Annotated in this window: 14 protein-coding genes; 1 reads left to right on the top strand and 13 read right to left on the bottom strand. The window is 44.1% G+C overall.

What is annotated here, in order from left to right:
* Positions 1-85 precede the first annotated feature (85 nt).
* A complete protein-coding gene (locus HYN49_RS05560) occupies positions 86-1,471 on the top strand; it encodes a DUF4403 family protein (protein ID WP_108903196.1) in 1,386 nt (461 codons plus the stop codon).
* Here HYN49_RS05560 and HYN49_RS05555 read toward each other — a convergent pair.
* From HYN49_RS05555 to sov, 13 genes are all read right to left on the bottom strand, one after another.
* Positions 1,449-1,727 (bottom strand): hypothetical protein, encoded by a 279-nt coding sequence (locus HYN49_RS05555; RefSeq protein WP_394336401.1) that lies wholly within the window; start codon positions 1,725-1,727, stop codon positions 1,449-1,451. The genes HYN49_RS05560 and HYN49_RS05555 overlap by 23 nt on opposite strands.
* On the bottom strand, positions 1,717-2,304 hold the full coding sequence (locus HYN49_RS05550; protein WP_108903195.1) for a DUF420 domain-containing protein: 588 nt from the start codon (positions 2,302-2,304) through the stop codon (positions 1,717-1,719). Before HYN49_RS05550 ends, HYN49_RS05555 begins: the two co-directional genes overlap by 11 nt.
* Complete coding sequence (locus HYN49_RS05545; protein WP_108903194.1) at positions 2,304-2,993, bottom strand: SCO family protein; 690 nt, start codon at positions 2,991-2,993, stop codon at positions 2,304-2,306. The genes HYN49_RS05550 and HYN49_RS05545 overlap by 1 nt, the downstream gene beginning before the upstream one ends.
* Positions 2,980-3,642: a hypothetical protein gene (locus tag HYN49_RS05540; RefSeq protein WP_108903193.1), complete on the bottom strand. Its 663-nt coding sequence runs from the start codon at positions 3,640-3,642 to the stop codon at positions 2,980-2,982. The genes HYN49_RS05545 and HYN49_RS05540 overlap by 14 nt, the downstream gene beginning before the upstream one ends.
* A 78-nt stretch (positions 3,643-3,720) precedes the next feature.
* A complete protein-coding gene (locus HYN49_RS05535; protein ID WP_108903192.1) occupies positions 3,721-4,077 on the bottom strand; it encodes a cytochrome C oxidase subunit IV family protein in 357 nt (118 codons plus the stop codon).
* Positions 4,078-4,095: 18 nt separating this feature from the next.
* Entirely contained in the window at positions 4,096-5,136 is a 1,041-nt protein-coding gene (locus HYN49_RS05530) for a cytochrome c oxidase subunit 3 (protein ID WP_108903191.1), read from the bottom strand.
* A 42-nt stretch (positions 5,137-5,178) separates the two neighbouring features.
* Complete coding sequence (locus HYN49_RS05525; RefSeq protein WP_108904968.1) at positions 5,179-5,760, bottom strand: cytochrome c oxidase subunit 3; 582 nt, start codon at positions 5,758-5,760, stop codon at positions 5,179-5,181.
* Between the two features lie 2 nt (positions 5,761-5,762).
* On the bottom strand, positions 5,763-6,674 hold the full coding sequence (cyoE, locus tag HYN49_RS05520; RefSeq protein WP_108903190.1) for a heme o synthase: 912 nt from the start codon (positions 6,672-6,674) through the stop codon (positions 5,763-5,765).
* A gap of 188 nt (positions 6,675-6,862) precedes the next feature.
* Positions 6,863-8,956 (bottom strand): energy transducer TonB, encoded by a 2,094-nt coding sequence (locus HYN49_RS05515; RefSeq protein WP_108903189.1) that lies wholly within the window; start codon positions 8,954-8,956, stop codon positions 6,863-6,865.
* Between the two features lie 16 nt (positions 8,957-8,972).
* Positions 8,973-9,719 carry a deoxyribose-phosphate aldolase gene (deoC, locus tag HYN49_RS05510; RefSeq protein WP_108903188.1) on the bottom strand — a complete coding sequence of 249 codons (747 nt, stop codon included), beginning with the start codon at positions 9,717-9,719 and terminating at the stop codon, positions 8,973-8,975.
* 66 nt (positions 9,720-9,785) lie between these two features.
* Complete coding sequence (locus tag HYN49_RS05505; RefSeq protein ID WP_108903187.1) at positions 9,786-10,208, bottom strand: VanZ family protein; 423 nt, start codon at positions 10,206-10,208, stop codon at positions 9,786-9,788.
* Complete coding sequence (gcvH, locus tag HYN49_RS05500) at positions 10,159-10,539, bottom strand: glycine cleavage system protein GcvH (RefSeq protein ID WP_108903186.1); 381 nt, start codon at positions 10,537-10,539, stop codon at positions 10,159-10,161. Before gcvH ends, HYN49_RS05505 begins: the two co-directional genes overlap by 50 nt.
* Positions 10,540-10,618: 79 nt before the next feature.
* The gene (gene sov / locus HYN49_RS05495) at positions 10,619-17,980 is read right to left on the bottom strand and encodes a T9SS outer membrane translocon Sov/SprA (protein ID WP_449404174.1); all 7,362 of its coding nucleotides are present in this window, start codon (positions 17,978-17,980) and stop codon (positions 10,619-10,621) included.
* Between the last annotated feature and the right edge of the window lie 26 nt (positions 17,981-18,006).

The following is an 18,006-nucleotide window of genomic DNA, read 5'->3' as shown; positions in this document are numbered from 1 at the left end:
GTTTTAATATGTTACGCTATTCTGATATAATCTTTGTCCGTTTGCCAATCAATCCAATTGACTACTTTTACGCAAAATTTATAAGATGAAACGTATAAAATTTTTCAATGTTGCCTTATTGCTGATTTTACTGAGCGGATGCGCTTCGACCAAAAAGATTGAAACGATGAGGCCTGAGCCGGACGATGCTACGCCGTTGATTTATGACAATGAAACTTCATTTATCGATTTGCCCGTGACGATTAAACTGAAGGATATCGAAAACCAGACGAACAAGACGCTCACCGGACTGATTTATGAAGACAATAATATTGATGATGATGATTATACGGTAAAAGTCTGGAAGACCGGAAATATCACCCTGCAGAATGTAAACGGCAAAATACAGACGGTACTTCCATTGAAAGCCAGCGTAAATTACCGCTACGGTTTAGGGAAACTGCTCACGGACACTCGCGAAATCAACCTTAATGGGGTGGTTACCGTATCGAGCAGCATTAAAATGTCGAACTGGAAAGTGAATTCGACAACGGAACTCAAATCACTCGACTGGACCGAAAGCCCTACAGTTACTATTGCCGGAAAAAGCCTCCCGATTACGTACCTGATCAATCCGGCAATTAAGCTTTTTCGTTCAAAAATCGAAAAAAACATCGATGGCGCGATTGATAAATCGATGGATTTCAAATCGAATGTGCTGGATGCGCTCGAGAAAATCTGCACACCATCGGAGATGAGCGCCGAATATGAAAGCTGGCTGCGCATCGTTCCGGTAGAATTATATGCAACAGATGCCGTTTTGCAGAAAGACGCCGTGAATATGGAAATGGGGCTGAAATGCTACATTGAAACCCTGGTCGGTAAAAAACCGGAATCCAGGTTTGACAGGAATAAGATCGCTTTGAAACCGGTTGCCAAAATGCCGGATAAGATTACGGCCAATATCGTTGCGGTTTCGACTTTTAAGGATGCTTCGAAGATTATGACGAAGAATTTCCAGGGACAGGAATTTGGCTCTGGCAGCAAGAAAGTTACCGTTCAGAATGTAAATCTGTGGCATAAAGATGGGAAGATGGTGATTGCACTGGATTTACTGGGCAGCGTTACCGGAACGATTTACCTGGCGGGATTTCCACAATACAATGAATCCACGAAAGAAATTTTCTTCGACCAGCTGGATTATGCAATCGATACGAAAAGCAAATTGGTCCGTGCCGCAAATTGGCTGGCTTCCGGATACATATTGAAAAAAATACAGGAAAGTTGTCGTTACTCCATCAAACCAAATCTGGAAGAAGGAAAACAGAATATCCTGAAATACATGAAAAATTATTCGCCTATGCCGGGCGTTTTCGTGAATGGCACGATGAGTGAAATTGGGTTTAAGAAAATGCAATTGACCAATAAGGCGATTATTGCATTTTTGACAATCGATGGAAAAGTAGATATTAAGGTTGATGGGCTGAAGTAGGATCTTCTTTGCTTTTTTTAGTCATCATCCTGTAAATAACATACCCTAATATTCCTACCAAAAGATAGGGGAATGCCATCAGGTATACGATTCCGTCATTGACGGCTTCCCCTTTTTGCCCACCATCTTCCGTTTCAAGCACAGCGCGGCACATCGCACACTGCGCATTTGCAGGCAATGAAAATAAGGAGCCACAAAGCATCAGGATAAAAACCTGAACCCTGTATCCTGAACCCTGCACCTTTTTAAGAAGCATAATAAGGAGCAATCATTAAATAAACCACTACTCCGGTAACGGCGACGTATAACCAGATCGGGAAAGTGATTTTTGATATTTTCATATGCCTGTCGAAGCGTTCTGCCAAAGCCCTCACATAGGAAACCAGCACCATCGGAATTACTGCGATCGACAAAGTGATGTGTGTAATCAATATAAAATAATAAAGGTATCGGACTGGGCCTACTGCCAGTTTTTCGGCATCATCGAGGATGCTGTTGTGATCCGCATCTCCGAATTTCGTGTCTATGTTTGTCATATGGTAAGCGACATACATCGCCAGGAAAGCTACGGAACAGCCGATGGCAATTTTCATCAGCGTTTCATGCTGTTTGCGTTTTCCATTTTTTATCGACCATACTGCAGCAATCAGCAATATTGCCGTTACACCATTGATTGCGGCATAAATCGGTGGGAGAAAGCTTAAAGGTTGTACATTAAAACCGAGGTCTTTTAATTTAACACTGAACAGCAATGCCACTACAAGCGGAATTGCGATTGACAACACTACGATCCATTTATTGTATTTCTGTTCAACTATGCTGGTATGCTCCATTATTCTTCGAGTAAAATTTTGATATCTTCTTTAATTTGTGCTATTCCCTGTGGACTGAGTCCGTCATAATACACGATTGGATTGCCGCTTTCATCGCGCCTTGAACGGATGTTGCCATTTTTGTCAATCAATGCAAAAAGGCCGGAATGTTCAAAGCCGCCATTACTTTTATCCGGAAGCGTGCCCGCGAAAACATTGAACCCTTTATTGGCCAGGTCAAAAATGTACTCGCGTTTGCCAGTCATCATGTGCCAGTTTTCCGAAGTGACACCAATCAGGTCGGCGTGTTCCTTTAATACTTTAGGCGTATCATTTTCAGGATTGATGGTGATCGATGCGAGTCCGAAGTTTTTATTTCCTGAAAATGCTTCCTGCAGCCTGAGCATATTCGCATTCATTTTCGGGCAGATTGTAGGGCAGGTGGAAAAGAAAAATTCCAACACATACACTTTGCCTTTATAATCATTGTTGGTGATGGTTTTGCCGTTTTGATCGGTAAGGATAAAATCAGGCGCTTTACCTTTAGTGAATAAACCGGAAGATTTTTTCGTACCGCCTTCCACCATATTCAAACGGTCGGCTTTTACGATGTCGCCATTTTTGACGCGTTCCACAATTTTCGGAATCACTAAAATGCCGAAAACGAGTATGATGAATGAAATTCCGATGTACGACTTATTCTTCGCCATTTTCCGGGGTATTTTTGAGTTGCAGGTTGTTCTTTTTCAAAGCCGCTTTATATTCGTAAAGGATGATCTTAAAATCGTCGAGCATTTCGTTGCTAAGCTCTGACGGATGGAAAGTGCTGTAGCCTTCCTTGTATTCCTTTGGGTCCTTCCTGCCGCGTAGATTCCGCTCCTTATCAAGGATATAGACATTTTCAGTACCGTAATCAATATTGAGTTTTCCTTTAAGTTTCAGCGAATCAAACCAGGAACTGATCTCACTGTCTTTTGCAAAAACGAAATGCCATTGTTCAATATCGGTTGTAGATGCCATGGCTTTCAGGATGCGCTGCGCATCGTTCTGTGTACCTTCAGGACAAACCACTACAAATTGCAGGTCTTTGAATTCGTGGTATCGCTCGTAGATTTTCTGGTTTAGGTTGAAGAGGTTGCCCCGGTTCTTCAAGATATCTTTTCCGCCGAACCCCAGCACAGTGATTTTGCCAGTGAGCGTTACCGGTTTGCCTTCAATGGTTTTCCATGACGATGGGAAGTCAGGAACTTTAGGTGTCACGGTTGGCAATTTCGAAAAACTGTTTATACCCGAAGCGAAGAAAAGATAGGCAACAATCGGCAGTACGAACAGTACAAAAAGGACCAGGTTTTTCTTCATCGGGAAAGGGGAATAAATATGTTGCAAAAATAAAAAAAGGTACGCAATGCGTACCCTTTTTTCTGAATTAATATGTTGTTAAAAATTCCATTTTATGGTAGAATTCTTAAACACCTCGAATATATAATCTGCTTCGGTCAAAAGTATAAAAAGCAAATACAGTACCAGGAAAATCACCGGAAGCACCACTGCCCAGCGAAGGCTTGCTTTTTCACCTTCCATGTGCATGAAGGCCCATACAATAAAATAAGCTTTTACAATAGTTAAGATATAAAAAAGCCAATTTAAGAGATTCATCCCTAATAAGTGCCTTTCGTGAAGTAGGGGCGGTTTTTCAATCCCTAACCAAACTTCAATAATTGTTATAACAGAAAGTATTCCGAAAACTGTCCAGATTCTTTTTGTATTTGAAACATGCTCGTGACCGTGTGCCATGATAGTAAATTTTAAATTTTAAACCAGATAGAAAACTGTAAATACGAATACCCAAACCAAATCTACGAAGTGCCAATACAAACCGACTTTCTCAACCATTTCGTAGCTTCTTCTCTTTTCATAAGTGCCTAAAAGCACATTAAAGAAAATAATGATATTGATGATCACTCCCGAAAATACGTGGAAACCGTGGAAACCTGTAATGAAGAAGAAGAAATCTGCAAACAGTTTGCTTCCATATTCATTTCTTTTCAGGTTTGCACCTTCTACCACTAAATGGGCATTTTCCATCCTTTTCAATGATGCCTCGCGGGTCAGGATGGCTTTGTGTTTGTGCGCTGTTGTTTTCATTAAGCCATGATCAACAGTAGCATCTGCCATCAAATCCTTATTATCAGTACGGTAGTTCACTTCAGTCCTTACCCTCAATTCAGGATGTGCGATAAAAGCAGCCTGTACTTCAGTTACGGAATAAGTAGCCAATGTACTTTCATCCATAAACCATTTGGCTTTGCTTCTTGACAATTGTTCCCGTTCTTCAGGCAATTGGACAACAAACTTTTCAAGTGCCACCCTGTTGCCATGGTCGTCGACGAATTGCAGCAGGCTTCCGCCTTTGGTCTCGATTGCTCCATACTCGCCTTTTATAAAGTTGCTCCATTCCCAGGCTTGTGAGCCCACGAATATTAAACCACCGATGATGGTCAGGAACATATAAAAAGTAACTTTCTTCTTATTCAAATGATGTCCGGCATCCACGGCTAGCACCATGGTCACAGACGAAAAAATCAGGATAAACGTCATCAGTGCTACATAGTACATTGGTGCTTCGACGCCATGCATGAACGGAAAGTGGGTAAATACCTCATCCGGCGTAGGCCACGTTTCAATAAATTTAAATCTTGAAAAACCATATGCAGCAAGGAATCCTGAGAATGTTAAGGCATCTGAGACGATAAAAAACCACATCATCAGTTTACCGTAGCTGGCACCTAACGGCTCATTGCCGCCGCCCCAGGTTTTCACTTCGTTGTTTGCAGTAGTAGCTGTCGCTTCCATAAAAGTTATTCGTTAAAAAGTTCCCAAATTTACGTTTTTTTCTTATTTAAAGAAATATAAAAATAAAAACAGGTACAGCCAAAGAAAATCAAGAAAGTGCCAAAACATCGCACCTAGCTCTAATCCAAGGGTTTGACCCGAATTGTATTTTTGTTTAAAATGATTATAAATTACAACCAAAAGTGAAATCAATCCTCCTGCAAGGTGCGCCAAATGCACAATCACGAAAACATACAGGAAGGAAACCGTGATTTTACTCGAACTCCCCGACGGGAAAAGCTGCCTTTCGTACAATTCATGGAATCCCGCAAACTGGAAATACACAAACAAGCTTCCCAACACTAAAGTAATCAAAAGAAACAGGCTTGTAGCGCCGCGATTGTCTTTCTGGATGGATTTTTTGGCCAGGTGAAATGTCACGCTGCTTATTAAAATAAGGATTGTACTGATCGTGAAAGCGATCGGCAGGTCAAAAGGCACCCAATCCTCACGTTTCTTACTGACAATATAGCCGCTGGTCAATCCCGCGAAAACCATGATCATACTGATCATCGCAAACCAAAGCAGCATTTTCTTGGAACGTATTACTTTTTCTCTTTCTTCTTGTGTATAGGTCATCTGCATCATTATCGTAAAAATTTATCAACTATATATATTATCTGCAAAAGCGTAATGTAAGCTACGCTGGCAAGCATCAAAGTTTTTGCAGCTTTCGCAGTTCTTTGCCTGTATAATCGTATGCCATGCGACAGCAGCCATAATCCTAAAACCAAAACCAATACCGCAGCGACAATGGACAGCGATAATTTCGTTACTGCAAAATACGGCAATACGAAAGGGATCAGCGAAGCGCCAATCAGCCATGCCGTGTAAAGGATGACCTGCAAAGCCGTAGTATTGTCCCTTTTGCCGGAAGGCAGCATAAAAAATCCGGCCTTCTCATAATCTTCATATAAAAACCACCCAATCGCCCAGAAGTGCGGAAACTGCCAGAAAAACTGTATCAGGAAAAGGGTCCCGGCTTCAATCCCGAAATCGCCCGTCGCAGCAACCCAGCCCAGCATAAACGGGATAGCACCCGGAAATGCACCCACAAAAACCGACAAAGGCGTCACCGTTTTCAAAGGTGTATAAATACTCGTATAAAGAAAAATGGAAATCGCGCCGAACATGGCCGTTTTCGGATTAATCATATACAACAATATCAATCCGATAATCGTCAGTAAACTTGCAATGAAAAGCGCCATGTTTGACGACATCCTGCCCGACGGCACCGGCCTGTTCTTCGTGCGGTCCATCAACACGTCAAGGTCTTTTTCAATCACCTGGTTGTACGCATTGGAAGCGCCAACCATGCAATAACCGCCAATCATCAACATAGCCAAAACGCTCCAGCTGAACGGGTGTGCCTCATCAAAACCCAGCAGGTAACCGGCTATCGACGAAAACAAAACGCTTATCGCCAATCCTGCCTTGGTGATCTCCTTAAAATCAAGAAAAATGGATTTGATGGAAAAGGTATTTGCGGTCGCGCTCAAAACGGTGTTATTAGTGGCGCAAAGGTACTTTATCGAAAGTGATTGCGCAAATTATTTTAAGTCGCAGTTGGCAGTCTCAGTTGGCAGTCACAGCGAGCAGCTGAAATAAGAACTCCATCCAAAATTTTAAAAAAAAACCGGACACTTTGATACTTTGCAACCCTGCTACTTTGAAACTTTGCAACTTCCTAATAATCAAAATACCAGTTAAATAAATCCGCCCTCACGCCAACAGAAAACCAGGTCGTATTGTCCTTAAAAACCGCAGTAGTTTCCGTTTCCGGATCGAAACTCCTGTAGATCAGGCTGGCAAACAGTTTCAGGTTGGTCACCGGATTTACGATATAACCCGCCTGCAGATCGGCAATCACAATGTTGGTCTTATTGCCCTGCCCAATGGCAACACCGGTATCAAACGGGCGGCCTTCATTATAGTTTTTGTAAATGTTTCCACCATAATTAAATGCATCGGCAGCCGAATCGAAATCGAAACCGCGGATTCCGTAAGTCAGCTTCGCATCTGCAAAATAACGTCCCGTATTGTACCGTGCGATCGCAATGATTTCGCGCGCGTTCCCGCCCCAGGGATGGCCCATGCTCTGGTTATTGTGCCCATAATTGGTAAGCGGATCGCTATGGGAATACACATACGGACGTATCGCGTTGTATTCAAATTGCAGCAAAAGATTGTCGATGGAAAAGGCGTTATAATATTTGGCTCCGAGTTGGATCCCGGATTTGTTCAGCCAGCTTTTGTTCTGGTCCTTTACAGCGCCGAGCGAAAATTCATCCAAAATGAATTGTCCGTAAAAATTGATGCTGTTGCTCCATTTGTATTTTCCTGTCAAACCCAGTACGGCATTTCCGCTTCGTGCTGATGATGTGAATTCGACCGTACGGTAAAAAATAATCGGGTTGATGAAATTCATGTCGAAACCCCGCCCGTTGCTGTTCGTCCACACCACCGATTCAAAAAAACCAAGATTGATCCTTTTATTGATATTCCAGCTCAGGTAATGGTTTGCCATGAATTTTGTGGCATAAGTACGGTCTTCAATGACTCCGGGACGCACATCCTTAAGCCACAAATACGTATTGGTATATTTTATTTTCCAGAATTTGGTATTCACTTTAATATACGGATACGGACTCGCCGCATCGCCTAACAATAACGAACGGTAGCCATCACCGATGAAGTTCCTTCCGTAACCCATCTGCAGGTCGATGAATTTTGAAGGTGTATAAGTGATGTTCGCTTCCGCAGAAGGGAAATCGTATGCATCGGCCTTAAACCTTTTCGCTATCCCGACACCCGGAATGATCGCAGGATCGCCACCAGCCGGTTTTATCAATTCGGCATACTGGTTGAAATAACCTGCAAAACGCCCCTGGCTTTCATAAATTGTCGAAGTAAAGACAAGATTGTCGCCCAAACCCGCCTGCAACTGTACGCCACGTGTGTTCTGGAATGTAGAAACCGACTGCTCTCCTTTGCTTTTTCCAAGCCTCAGGTCGATAATCGGGTTCAGTGTCAGCCAATAGCCTTCGCCCTGGAATTGTACGAAGTTCTCATCCCATATCTTTTTGCCCCACCAGCCGGTTTTTCCCCTCAGCAATTTTTTATTGGCAGCGGCCAGATCATAGTATTGCGTCACTTCCTCATAAGTCAGCGGTTTCGAACCCGTGTGATTGTTGCTTCCCACCTGGTTTAATGCGGCATCAAAACGCGCATAATTGCTGTGTGTGAAAGGCACATACAAACGGCTTTTCAAAATGGGGTTGTCGAATTTTTTATACGGAAGGCTGTCGATTTCTGTGAGTTCCTTTTCCTTTAAAACCTTAGCATCCTGAACTTTTTTCTGCTCCGCCTGTGTGACAGTTTCGTTGCGTAATGGGATGGCTATTTTGTAAGTGAATTTACTATAAACCGGTTTTCCATTGAAAGTTGCGGGCTTCACTTTTGGCAAAGTCGAGAAAAGCCTTTTGGATTCCTTAATCAGTTCCGGATAAATCGCATCGACATACTGCACTTTGAAAGCTCCGGCGGAATCGACTTCAAAAAGCACATTAACACTCCCTTTATAATTGTTCTGCACCAGGTTTTCAGGCACTTTGAAATTATTGAATACAAAATCCTGCAACTGGGCATAAAAGCAATTTTCGAGCTCCTGTGGATTTTTATTTTCACAATTCGGGAAAACCGGGACCTGTTCGCTGGTTTTTTGGGCTTTAGCCGTTCCGAAAAGCATTAAAAAAAATAAAGAAAGTAAAGTGTATTTCATTTTTAAGTTTTTCAGTTTAATAACCGGTTTTGGAAATTTTCCCTTCGGCAATCGCTTTCGCAGAAGATGTCCCGATACGTTTTACGCCAAGCCTGATCATCGCTTCGGCTTCTTCAAAAGAACGCACGCCACCGGCTGCTTTTACTGGTAAAGGATACGCATTTTCAATCATCATGGTGATGGTCGGGATTGTGGCGCCGTTTGGCAGGTTGTTTTGCGTCTTATAAAATCCTGTTGACGATTTTACAAAAACCGAAGCATACGAATCTTCCTTGAAATGGGTGACCACCACATTTTTGATCAATGCTGAAAGGCGCACAATTTGCTGGTTGTCCAGAGCCGCAACCTCAATAATCCATTTTACGGTTTTTCCTGCCGCAAGTCCAAGCGCAGTACACTGTAATATTTCATCACGCACCCTTTCAACATCACCGATTTTAAAGGCCTCATAATTGCATACGAAATCAAGATCGTCCGCGCCGTCCTCAATGGCTTTTTCGGCTTCGGCCATCTTCATTTCCAGTGGTGACAGGCCAAACGGAAAATCGATTACCGTCCCGACGAGCAATTTCGATGATGCCTTTTCAACCATCGCTTTTGCAAAAGATACCATTTCGGGCCGGATCATAATCAACTTGAAATGCCCGTCAATGGCCTCCTGAATGAACTCGCGCGCCACCGCAGCATTTTCTGCCTCGGTCAGTCCTGTCTGCTCAGCCGTCTTAAGATATGTGGAATCCAGGTATTGCCTGATGTCTGTCATTTGTCGGTACTTTATATCGGTGATAAAAATAAAAAAATCCCACCGAAGCGGGACTATTTTTTGCTATTATTCTGTTCGAGGCTTTAGTGGTTTTACCAAAAGCGCGAAAGTCAGCGCCGCCAGCAATCCGCCAACGGTATTGGCGACAACATCGAAAACATCACCATTTCGGGTATCCGTAAAATTCGCCTGGACGATTTCGAGCATTACACCGTAAACGAATGAAAACCCGAAAGCTTTGTATAGCGCCTTTTTATTGTCATTGAGCCTTTGGAACCTGAAATATAAAAACCAGACTGCCGTAAGCCCGAAGTGAAATGTAAGATGGCCCACTTTATCGAAATTCTTTGCGCCTACTTTCGGCAACTCATTAAAATCGATCAGGCAAAAATAAGCCACAACAGCGGTCCAGCATAGTGCCAGCCAGAGGAATTTCTTTTTATGCGCCAATGAGTTCCTTGTATTGGTCGGCGGTAAGCAGGCTTTCATAATCCGCTGCGTCGTCCACTTTGATCTTGATCATCCAGCCTTCTTCGTAAGGATCTTTATTTACTATTTCCGGATTGGTCACCAGTGATTCGTTGAATTCTATTATCTCTCCCGCAATCGGCAGGAACAGGTCAGAAACGGTCTTTACGGCTTCAACAGTACCAAAAACTTCATCTTTATCCAAATGCTGGTCCAGGGTTTCCACTTCAACATATACGATATCACCAAGTTCTTTTTGTGCAAAATGTGTGATGCCTACGGTGACAATATCGCCTTCGATTTTTGCCCATTCATGATCTTTGGTATACCTTAAACTGCTTGGAATGCTCATCTTTTATAGTTTTAGTTTGTTTTTAAATGCTTTTTACAAATGTATTGTTTACCGTTTTAATTCTGAAATTTTCTGCTATTTAGTTTCCAAAATTGTATCGCAAAGTAAATCCTGCCCTGATATTCGTGATGGGGAAAGCCGTCGAAATCACCGCTTTCGAGAAAGAATGATCGTAGAAGAAAATGGCCGTCAGGTTCTTACTGAAGGAATAATCGGCAGTCAGTTTCAGGTTCCAGTTGTTCTGTCCGCCGGCAAGCTGGTTGTTGTCATAATCAAGATGGCGAACGATGGTTTTGCTGTCTCTTAATGATAAGTCGGCCTTAATATTAATGTCGCTTTTGATAACACCCTGCGGGTTATCGGCCAATGACGAGTTAAACACCACATCCTTGATCCTGTAACCCAGCCCGAAGACATAATCCATACCCTGGACTTCCGTAAGCAGGTTGTTGTCGAAGCTTAATGACAAAGCACGGTCCTTTTTAACTTCGGCGGTGATCTTTACGGAATTCTTCATTTCCATATCCACTTTGATTAACGGACTGAAGGCTTCCACGAGGTTGACGTTCGACATCAGCAATTTGGTGTTGAAATTATCGCCTGGTTCCGGAAGGGTTTGATTCGGATTTTTATCAAATTCAAAATTCGACCTGAAAGAATTAATCGTATATGAAGCCCTGTAACCATGTTGCAGCGAAAATCGCTTGAACCGGTCCTTAAAGAATTTATAACGCATCAGTCCGGTGTATTTTACGGTCCAGTTCGGCAATGGGATATTCCTGAAAGCCTTGAGCGATACCCCGGAAGCGCCTGAGCCGGTATAGGCCGCAAGGAATGCCGGAAGCAATACTTCCTGGTTGTCTTTTTTGTATCCGATAGGAAATCCTTCATTCGCGACATAAGTTTCGTAAAGCGGATCATCAGTATTTGCAGGTATCGGATTGGCGGCATCTCCATAACGGGGAATGCTTGTCCCGTATTTATCCGCAGCCAGGCGGTCGGCGACAATCAGCCTGTTTTCCCTGAAATCGTCAAAAGCAGCTGAACCATTTTCATCACTGCGGCCGAAAGCGGTGGAGATCAGCACGGTTGAGATCGAATAATTACCGGTGGTATATGGTGCCCTGGAATTATAATGCCCGTCATCGCTTACGTCAAATTGCTCAGAGAAATTTTCAGTGTAGCTGCGGTTTGCCGTCCAGTCGATTTTGAAATCAGGAAACAAATCCATTGAAGCGGTCACATCAAGTTCCCTGTTAAGTACTTCTGTATAATTTTGATTAAAATCCTGATAATCGGTCAGCCATCCACGCTCGGCAGAGAACTGGCGTACATCATCATGAAGACCGAAAACAAACCCCAAAGTCGGCTTTGAAGTCCCGAAGAATCCGACGCCCGGTAAATAACCCGGCAATACGGTACCTGCGCTTTCGGTATAATTCACCTGTACGTTTTTAAGGCTTGTAAGCACTCCGATCAGGCCATCCACAAGTACATTTGGCTCTTTTTGCGGAGCCGCCTGCGTAGTGGTCACTTTCTGTCCCGGCTTAGGCGGCGCTGTTTTGGCAGGCGCTTTTGCCACAGCCTTTGTTTTGGTCAAACCTAAATACTTATACAATAATTCTAAGTTCAGGGTGGTATTGATACGATGCGCCCCGTTATTCTGGACCGTATTTCCCAGGTTGTAGAAATTACCTTCCCTGTCTTCAAAGTTAGATGTCGCCTCTGATGCCCTTTGCCAGCTGTAATCACCGGTGTAAGTGTAGGTCGCTTTCAGGAAACTCAGGAAAGGAAGCTTGCTTAGCGGCAATTCATAATTAAGGATGAATTGCTGAGTATGCTGGTTCGGGTCACCGATATTCCAGTAATCATCATAGATTGTATCGATTAGCAACCCCTGGTCATCATATGCTTTTACGATATTATTAGAAGCCCCGGTATAATTGATTTTGAGATTTTTGGTCAGGTTGTAATTGAAACCATATTGATAGTTGAACATAAAATTCCTCCTGAACAATGGCTGCAACGCAATCCCTTCAATTCCTTCCACCTGGCGGAATTGCTGGCGGTTGTATTGCCTGAGGATAGATGAACTGAAAGTCACGCTCGATGGCAGGTAATTGAAATTAAAATCACTGAGTAATTTCCAGTAACTGCTTTTCATGAATTTCGTCTTCTTGAATGGCTCCACCGCTTTCGGCTGGAAATTAAAGCTGTAATCGACGGTACTGCGCACCTGTTGGTCAACATATTCCTCGATTTCAAAATCATGCTTCAGTGTTTCATTGAACGAATGCGAAAGCGTAATATTCTCCGGATCGTAAATATGGGTTTTCTGATCCGGGCTTCTTTCTTTTTTTACACCGATAAAATTTATACTGGTGGTTTTAGTGTATTCGATAGCACGGTCTTCAATATTGGCGCGTTGGCCTACGTTCGGAGTTTCATTCAGCAAAAGTGCCAGCTGAATGTCTCGGTTGTATGGATCATATTCCGGTTTTACGATTTCTTCCCCCACACCATAATTGAAAGGCAGGACGATACCCCATTTTTTAGGAAGCAGTTTCCCGAGGTTCATATTGGTCACGATGCTGTACTGCTTCGCATCTTCGCGGCTTCTTTCGTTAGGACCGTCTTCAAGCGCCCCGAAACCAATGGTGCTCATTTTACCTGTCGCAGACAATGTCATGAAGTCGGCAAGGTTTGTATCAAGGCTTGCTACGGCAGCCATACCGCCTTTGTTATCCATCTCTGAAAGCCTGAGTTCGTTGAACCACACTTCACCGGCCACATTCCTTGCTGCAAGCGGGGTGCCATCGGGTTTGGTCCCGGTGTCTGTATTGTTTTTAACACCCACCATAATGGTCCTGACCTGCCCGAAGTTAGGATTTCCTTTGATACTCAGTATCAGTTTGTTTGGTTTGTCGGCAGCCGACCCATCCAATTCTTCCTCAGATTTTGTAAGTACGCCGTTCGCATCAAATTCGTCCGGGTGGTTCATCGCATAAATCTTAAGCTTGGTCAACAGGTCGAGCTTGATGTCGATCTGGCTTTCGTCAGGCCACATTTCCTCAGCAGGTACTTCTATCGAGCTGTCATCAGGAGGTGTAAGTCCTTCCCTGGTCACTTTCAAAGGAAGCGCTACCTGATAGTAGTTTTCCTTTAAGTCAGTTCCAAAACGAAGGAAACCGGCAAGTTCATTATCAAAAACCACGGGATGTTTTGCGAGCAATTCAGCGTGCATAAACATCTTGAGCTTCTTGAATTGGCGCATATCAACATCAACATTTTTAAATACACCGCGGGAATCACCCGGGGTCAATTCATTCACTTTCAGCGAAAGCGACTGCTCATTTTGATTGATTACCGTATTGTTGTTATACAACTGCTCGCGCACTACATTTGGCGGCGTTACATAATGGTACGGCTGCCTGGAACCATTTTCCTGGATGTTTACCGCACTGATGTCAAAAGTGGTGGTGTCATCATCCGGGTCGTCGTTATTGGCTTCAAGCGAATTCAAATATTGCCTCCACTCCCCACGCACCAAGTCCAGGGTACCAAAACGGACGGTAATAGGCTGGCTGAACCCTGTCATGTACATCCTCATAAAACGGATGGAACGCAGATCGTCAATAGTACCCACTTTTTCACCCTCAATAATCGGGATTTTAAACTGTATCCATTTGGTCTTCGCCACCTGATTGCCCGGCCCGCTCACACGGCTCTGAGCATCAATGATACTGCTTACATAATTTTCACCAGCAACCATGTTCGGCTTAACATCAATATGGTATTGGAAGTAAGCGTTCAGGGTATTCATGGTATTGTCGCGGTTCACGTCTTCCGCATCCGGCAAGGTGGAGTTCCCGCGATTATTATCTGAAACACCAACAGGAGAGTTTTTCTCCATGCCATTATAATTCTTGTAGCGCTGCAGCACATCGCCTTCGGCATTCAGGTAAAATTCATAATCATCGGCAGAAGGATCTTTGATTCCCGCGTAGTCTGTGAAAAAACCAGCCTCACCGATATTGTCAAGGCCATCAAGCCCGACATCCTGCACGGCACGGTTGGCATTGCTGGTATCGAAAGCATATATCAGGGATTGCGATGCCGGCACCCTGCCCCACTCTGTCGCGATGGTGGCCTGTTGTGAATCGGCTTCGGGAAGTCCGTTTTCGTATTGCTTTTTACCGTCTTTCAGGATATCCTCAGAAATTTCACCGAGGTTAAAATAAATCTTTCCGGTATTCCCCAGGTTTATCGTAGAGTTACCGGTTTCGTCAACATAAGGATCCATCATCCAGAATTGGATGTATTCCACATTGCTTTGCTCAAAATTGGTCGAACTCAGCGAGCGCATGATCCCTCCGAAATTTTCTTCGGGATTCGGCAATGTGCCGTTGGTGGCTGCAGGATTATAATTGTAAGGGCCTCTTTCCTGTGGATAGTAAGATAAGTCCAGCGTGTTGAGTACATTCTGCTGTCCGTCGGCGATATCCTGGTTAAAAAGCTCCTGTATGTACACGCGTCTGGTCTTATTCAGCGCCATATCCTGATCTGAAACACCGCCTGGCCTATCACTGGTATAAAAAACCGGATCGATGGTATACCACGATAATTTGGCTCTTTTATATCCATTAGACAGTATATCGCCGGGATTATTCCCATCGAAATCAGGATTGCTGGCCTCATTTTCCTTCACGGGGACTGATGAAAGTGACCATGCCAATGGCGACTTCACGTCGATGGCTGTCTGAGATCCTTCAAAATCATCTACATAAATCGTTGATTCACCTTCAAAACGATCCGCCTTTGGTGCATTTGGCTTCAGCCATGCCACTTCCCCACGGAAGGAAATATTTGAAGGCACATCGGTATCCATATTTGGGAGCTTATTGACCAGCCTGGTCAGGAACGGCACTTCGGTAGAGAAATTTCCGTTTAAGCCAAAAATCGTATTGTTTACCGATTCCTGCCCGTAATTGGATTTGGTCGTAAAAGGCTTCTCCGTCATTTTAAGATAAGTAGCGCCCAAGACGAATTTATCTGAAAATTTGTGCTCCACATTAATCCCGACGAACCTCCTGGTCTGCTGCCCGAAAACGGAATTGTTTTCCACAGAAATATTAATCGGCACATTCGAACTCGCCAATGCAGGATCAAGGATAATGACACGCCCCAGCTGATAGTTCACAGAATAATCCAATCCTTCCTGCAGCACCCTTCCGCCAGCCGTGACGACTACGGAACCTCTGGGCACGTTGTAGGCTCCGATGGCAATACCATCACCCGCTGTGGATTTGTATTTACCGCGGAGTTCAAATTTATTCTTCTCACTTTCCTGCAGCGCCTTGGCCTGCGTGCTGCGGTACATCGTTTTAAAAACGTATTTCGCCTGGTTCGGGTTATATTCGGTTGGGATATTCGGATCACCATTGTAATCCTCTCCGGGGTTTGTCCGAAGTTTATTAAAAAGATATTCCCCGAAAGGTTCTACCGTAGTGAAGACAATCCTTCCGTTTTGCGTATCGACCGTAATGCCCGGGATATAATCGAAGAACCCATCGCCAAAGGTACCGTCCGTGTTGCGCTGTGGATCGTTCGTCGCATTGAGCCTGTCCACCCTGAATACTTTTAAAAGTGGCGTGTTGGTGACATCAGCTGGTAGTGTCGTATTCCCGGCCGGTGTGATGTAATTCAGCGGAGACGGATCGGTATATAAAATATTAAACCTGAAATCCTCCTGCTCCAGCTGCCCTCCCGGCGCCACCTGGTAGATGTTTTTCATCATCAGGTTCCAAATCGGCGTGCTGTACCTCACAGGGCCTGAAGGTGTGGCCACTTCCCTGTCAACAGTCGTCAGGTTACTTTTCAGCAATTTCAATATAAGGCTTTGCGTAATGATGGTCTGGTTCTGCGGAAGTGTACCGTTTACGATGGTAGATTCCACCCCACCGTTACCGAATTCCCCGACTTGGTACACTTCATCCCCGATGGTATACTGGTAAGCCACCGCCAGGACCTCGTCATTGGCAAGGCGCTGCTGCAACGAAATGTAACCCAGTTGCGGGTGGAAGGTAAACTCTGTAGAAGTTAATTTACGTGCGTTTTCAAGTTTTACGTAATCCTGGCCTTCCGCCACGGTAATACCCGATCCGGCCGGAAACGTAAAGGCGTTATTATTGGTACTGGATATTTCCCTGATGTTGCTGTTCAGGTAACCACTTGTCCCGATGGCCTCAGGGTCGAATTTGTTATTCCTGTTATCCGCCGGAAGGTCGATAGCGGGGCCTCCTGGATTCGCAGGATCCGGGTTAAAGAAATCGGATGGGTTGTTCAGGTTTACAATTTCTGCATCAAGCTTGTTGGTAATCCGTGATTCCCCTAAATCCTGGAGTGCCACGATGTTCCGCAGGTTGTTGTCCTGTGTCGTAATCCTGTTCTGCTTATTGGTCACCCAAACCTCAATCCTTGTAATCTGTACACGGCTGTCGATATTCGGGTAAGTCCTGAGCGCAGCATCATATTCATTCCTGAAGTACTGCGAGAGGAAGAAGTGACGATCAGAGTCATAATCAAGTGCAAATAAATCAAAGTCCTGTATCGTACCGCCACCCTGTGCCACAACGGCTTTGGTTTGTGATTTCTGTTCTGAATATACTCCGGTAATGGTGGTTTTCCCAAACTGGAATTGCGCTTTCACCCCGAAAAGGCTCTGCGCTCCTTTAATCAGGGTGCTGTTTAGAGGCATGCTGACGTTACCGACTTCAATCTTCTGCAAAATGTCATCCTCAGTAGGGGCGTATTCGAGTTTGATGAGATTCTGGAATGCAAATGTCGATTGGGTATCATAATTCGCATTCACATTCAGCCTCGTTCCTACTTTCCCCTGCAGCGCCATACTAATCCTCTGATCGAAGTCAAAGGTTATCGAAGAGCGGTTCCGTGGTGAAAAGGCAGGATTGTCCTGTTTCGTATACCGCACGCCAAGGTCCATTTCAACCGAACCTGTAGGCTTTACATCAATGGTATTCCCGCCGAATATCGTTTCAAAAAAGCTATTGTTCACATAATACTTCGGCAGCAGGTTCTTTTTTGCATCTTCAGTTCCGGGTTTTTTCCCATCGATGGCTTCGGCTTTTTCCTTGAAATATTTATGCATGGCTTCCTTCATCACCAGGGCTTCATACTCTTTAGGCGTGAGGATAATAGGATAGGTTACATTAAAATTCCCGACATTATTGGTATAAATGTAACGGTCCGTAACGGGATCATAAGTATAGGAAGCGACCACGCTCGGCGGATTATCAAGTTCAATCCTGCCGGGATTATATCCTACGGTATCTTTGGGCTGCTCATTATCTTCGTCGTCCACCTGTGCCTGAAGTCCCGGTGCTGCCAATAACATCAGTAAAAAAATACTGATTTTCAACACGGCTTCAGAGCCTTTACTGTATAATG

This window comes from Flavobacterium pallidum (assembly GCF_003097535.1).
Taxonomy (GTDB): Bacteria; Bacteroidota; Bacteroidia; order Flavobacteriales; family Flavobacteriaceae; genus Flavobacterium; species Flavobacterium pallidum.
Note: the sequence above shows the minus strand (reverse complement) of the source record. Positions and strands in the feature narration are given on the sequence as shown.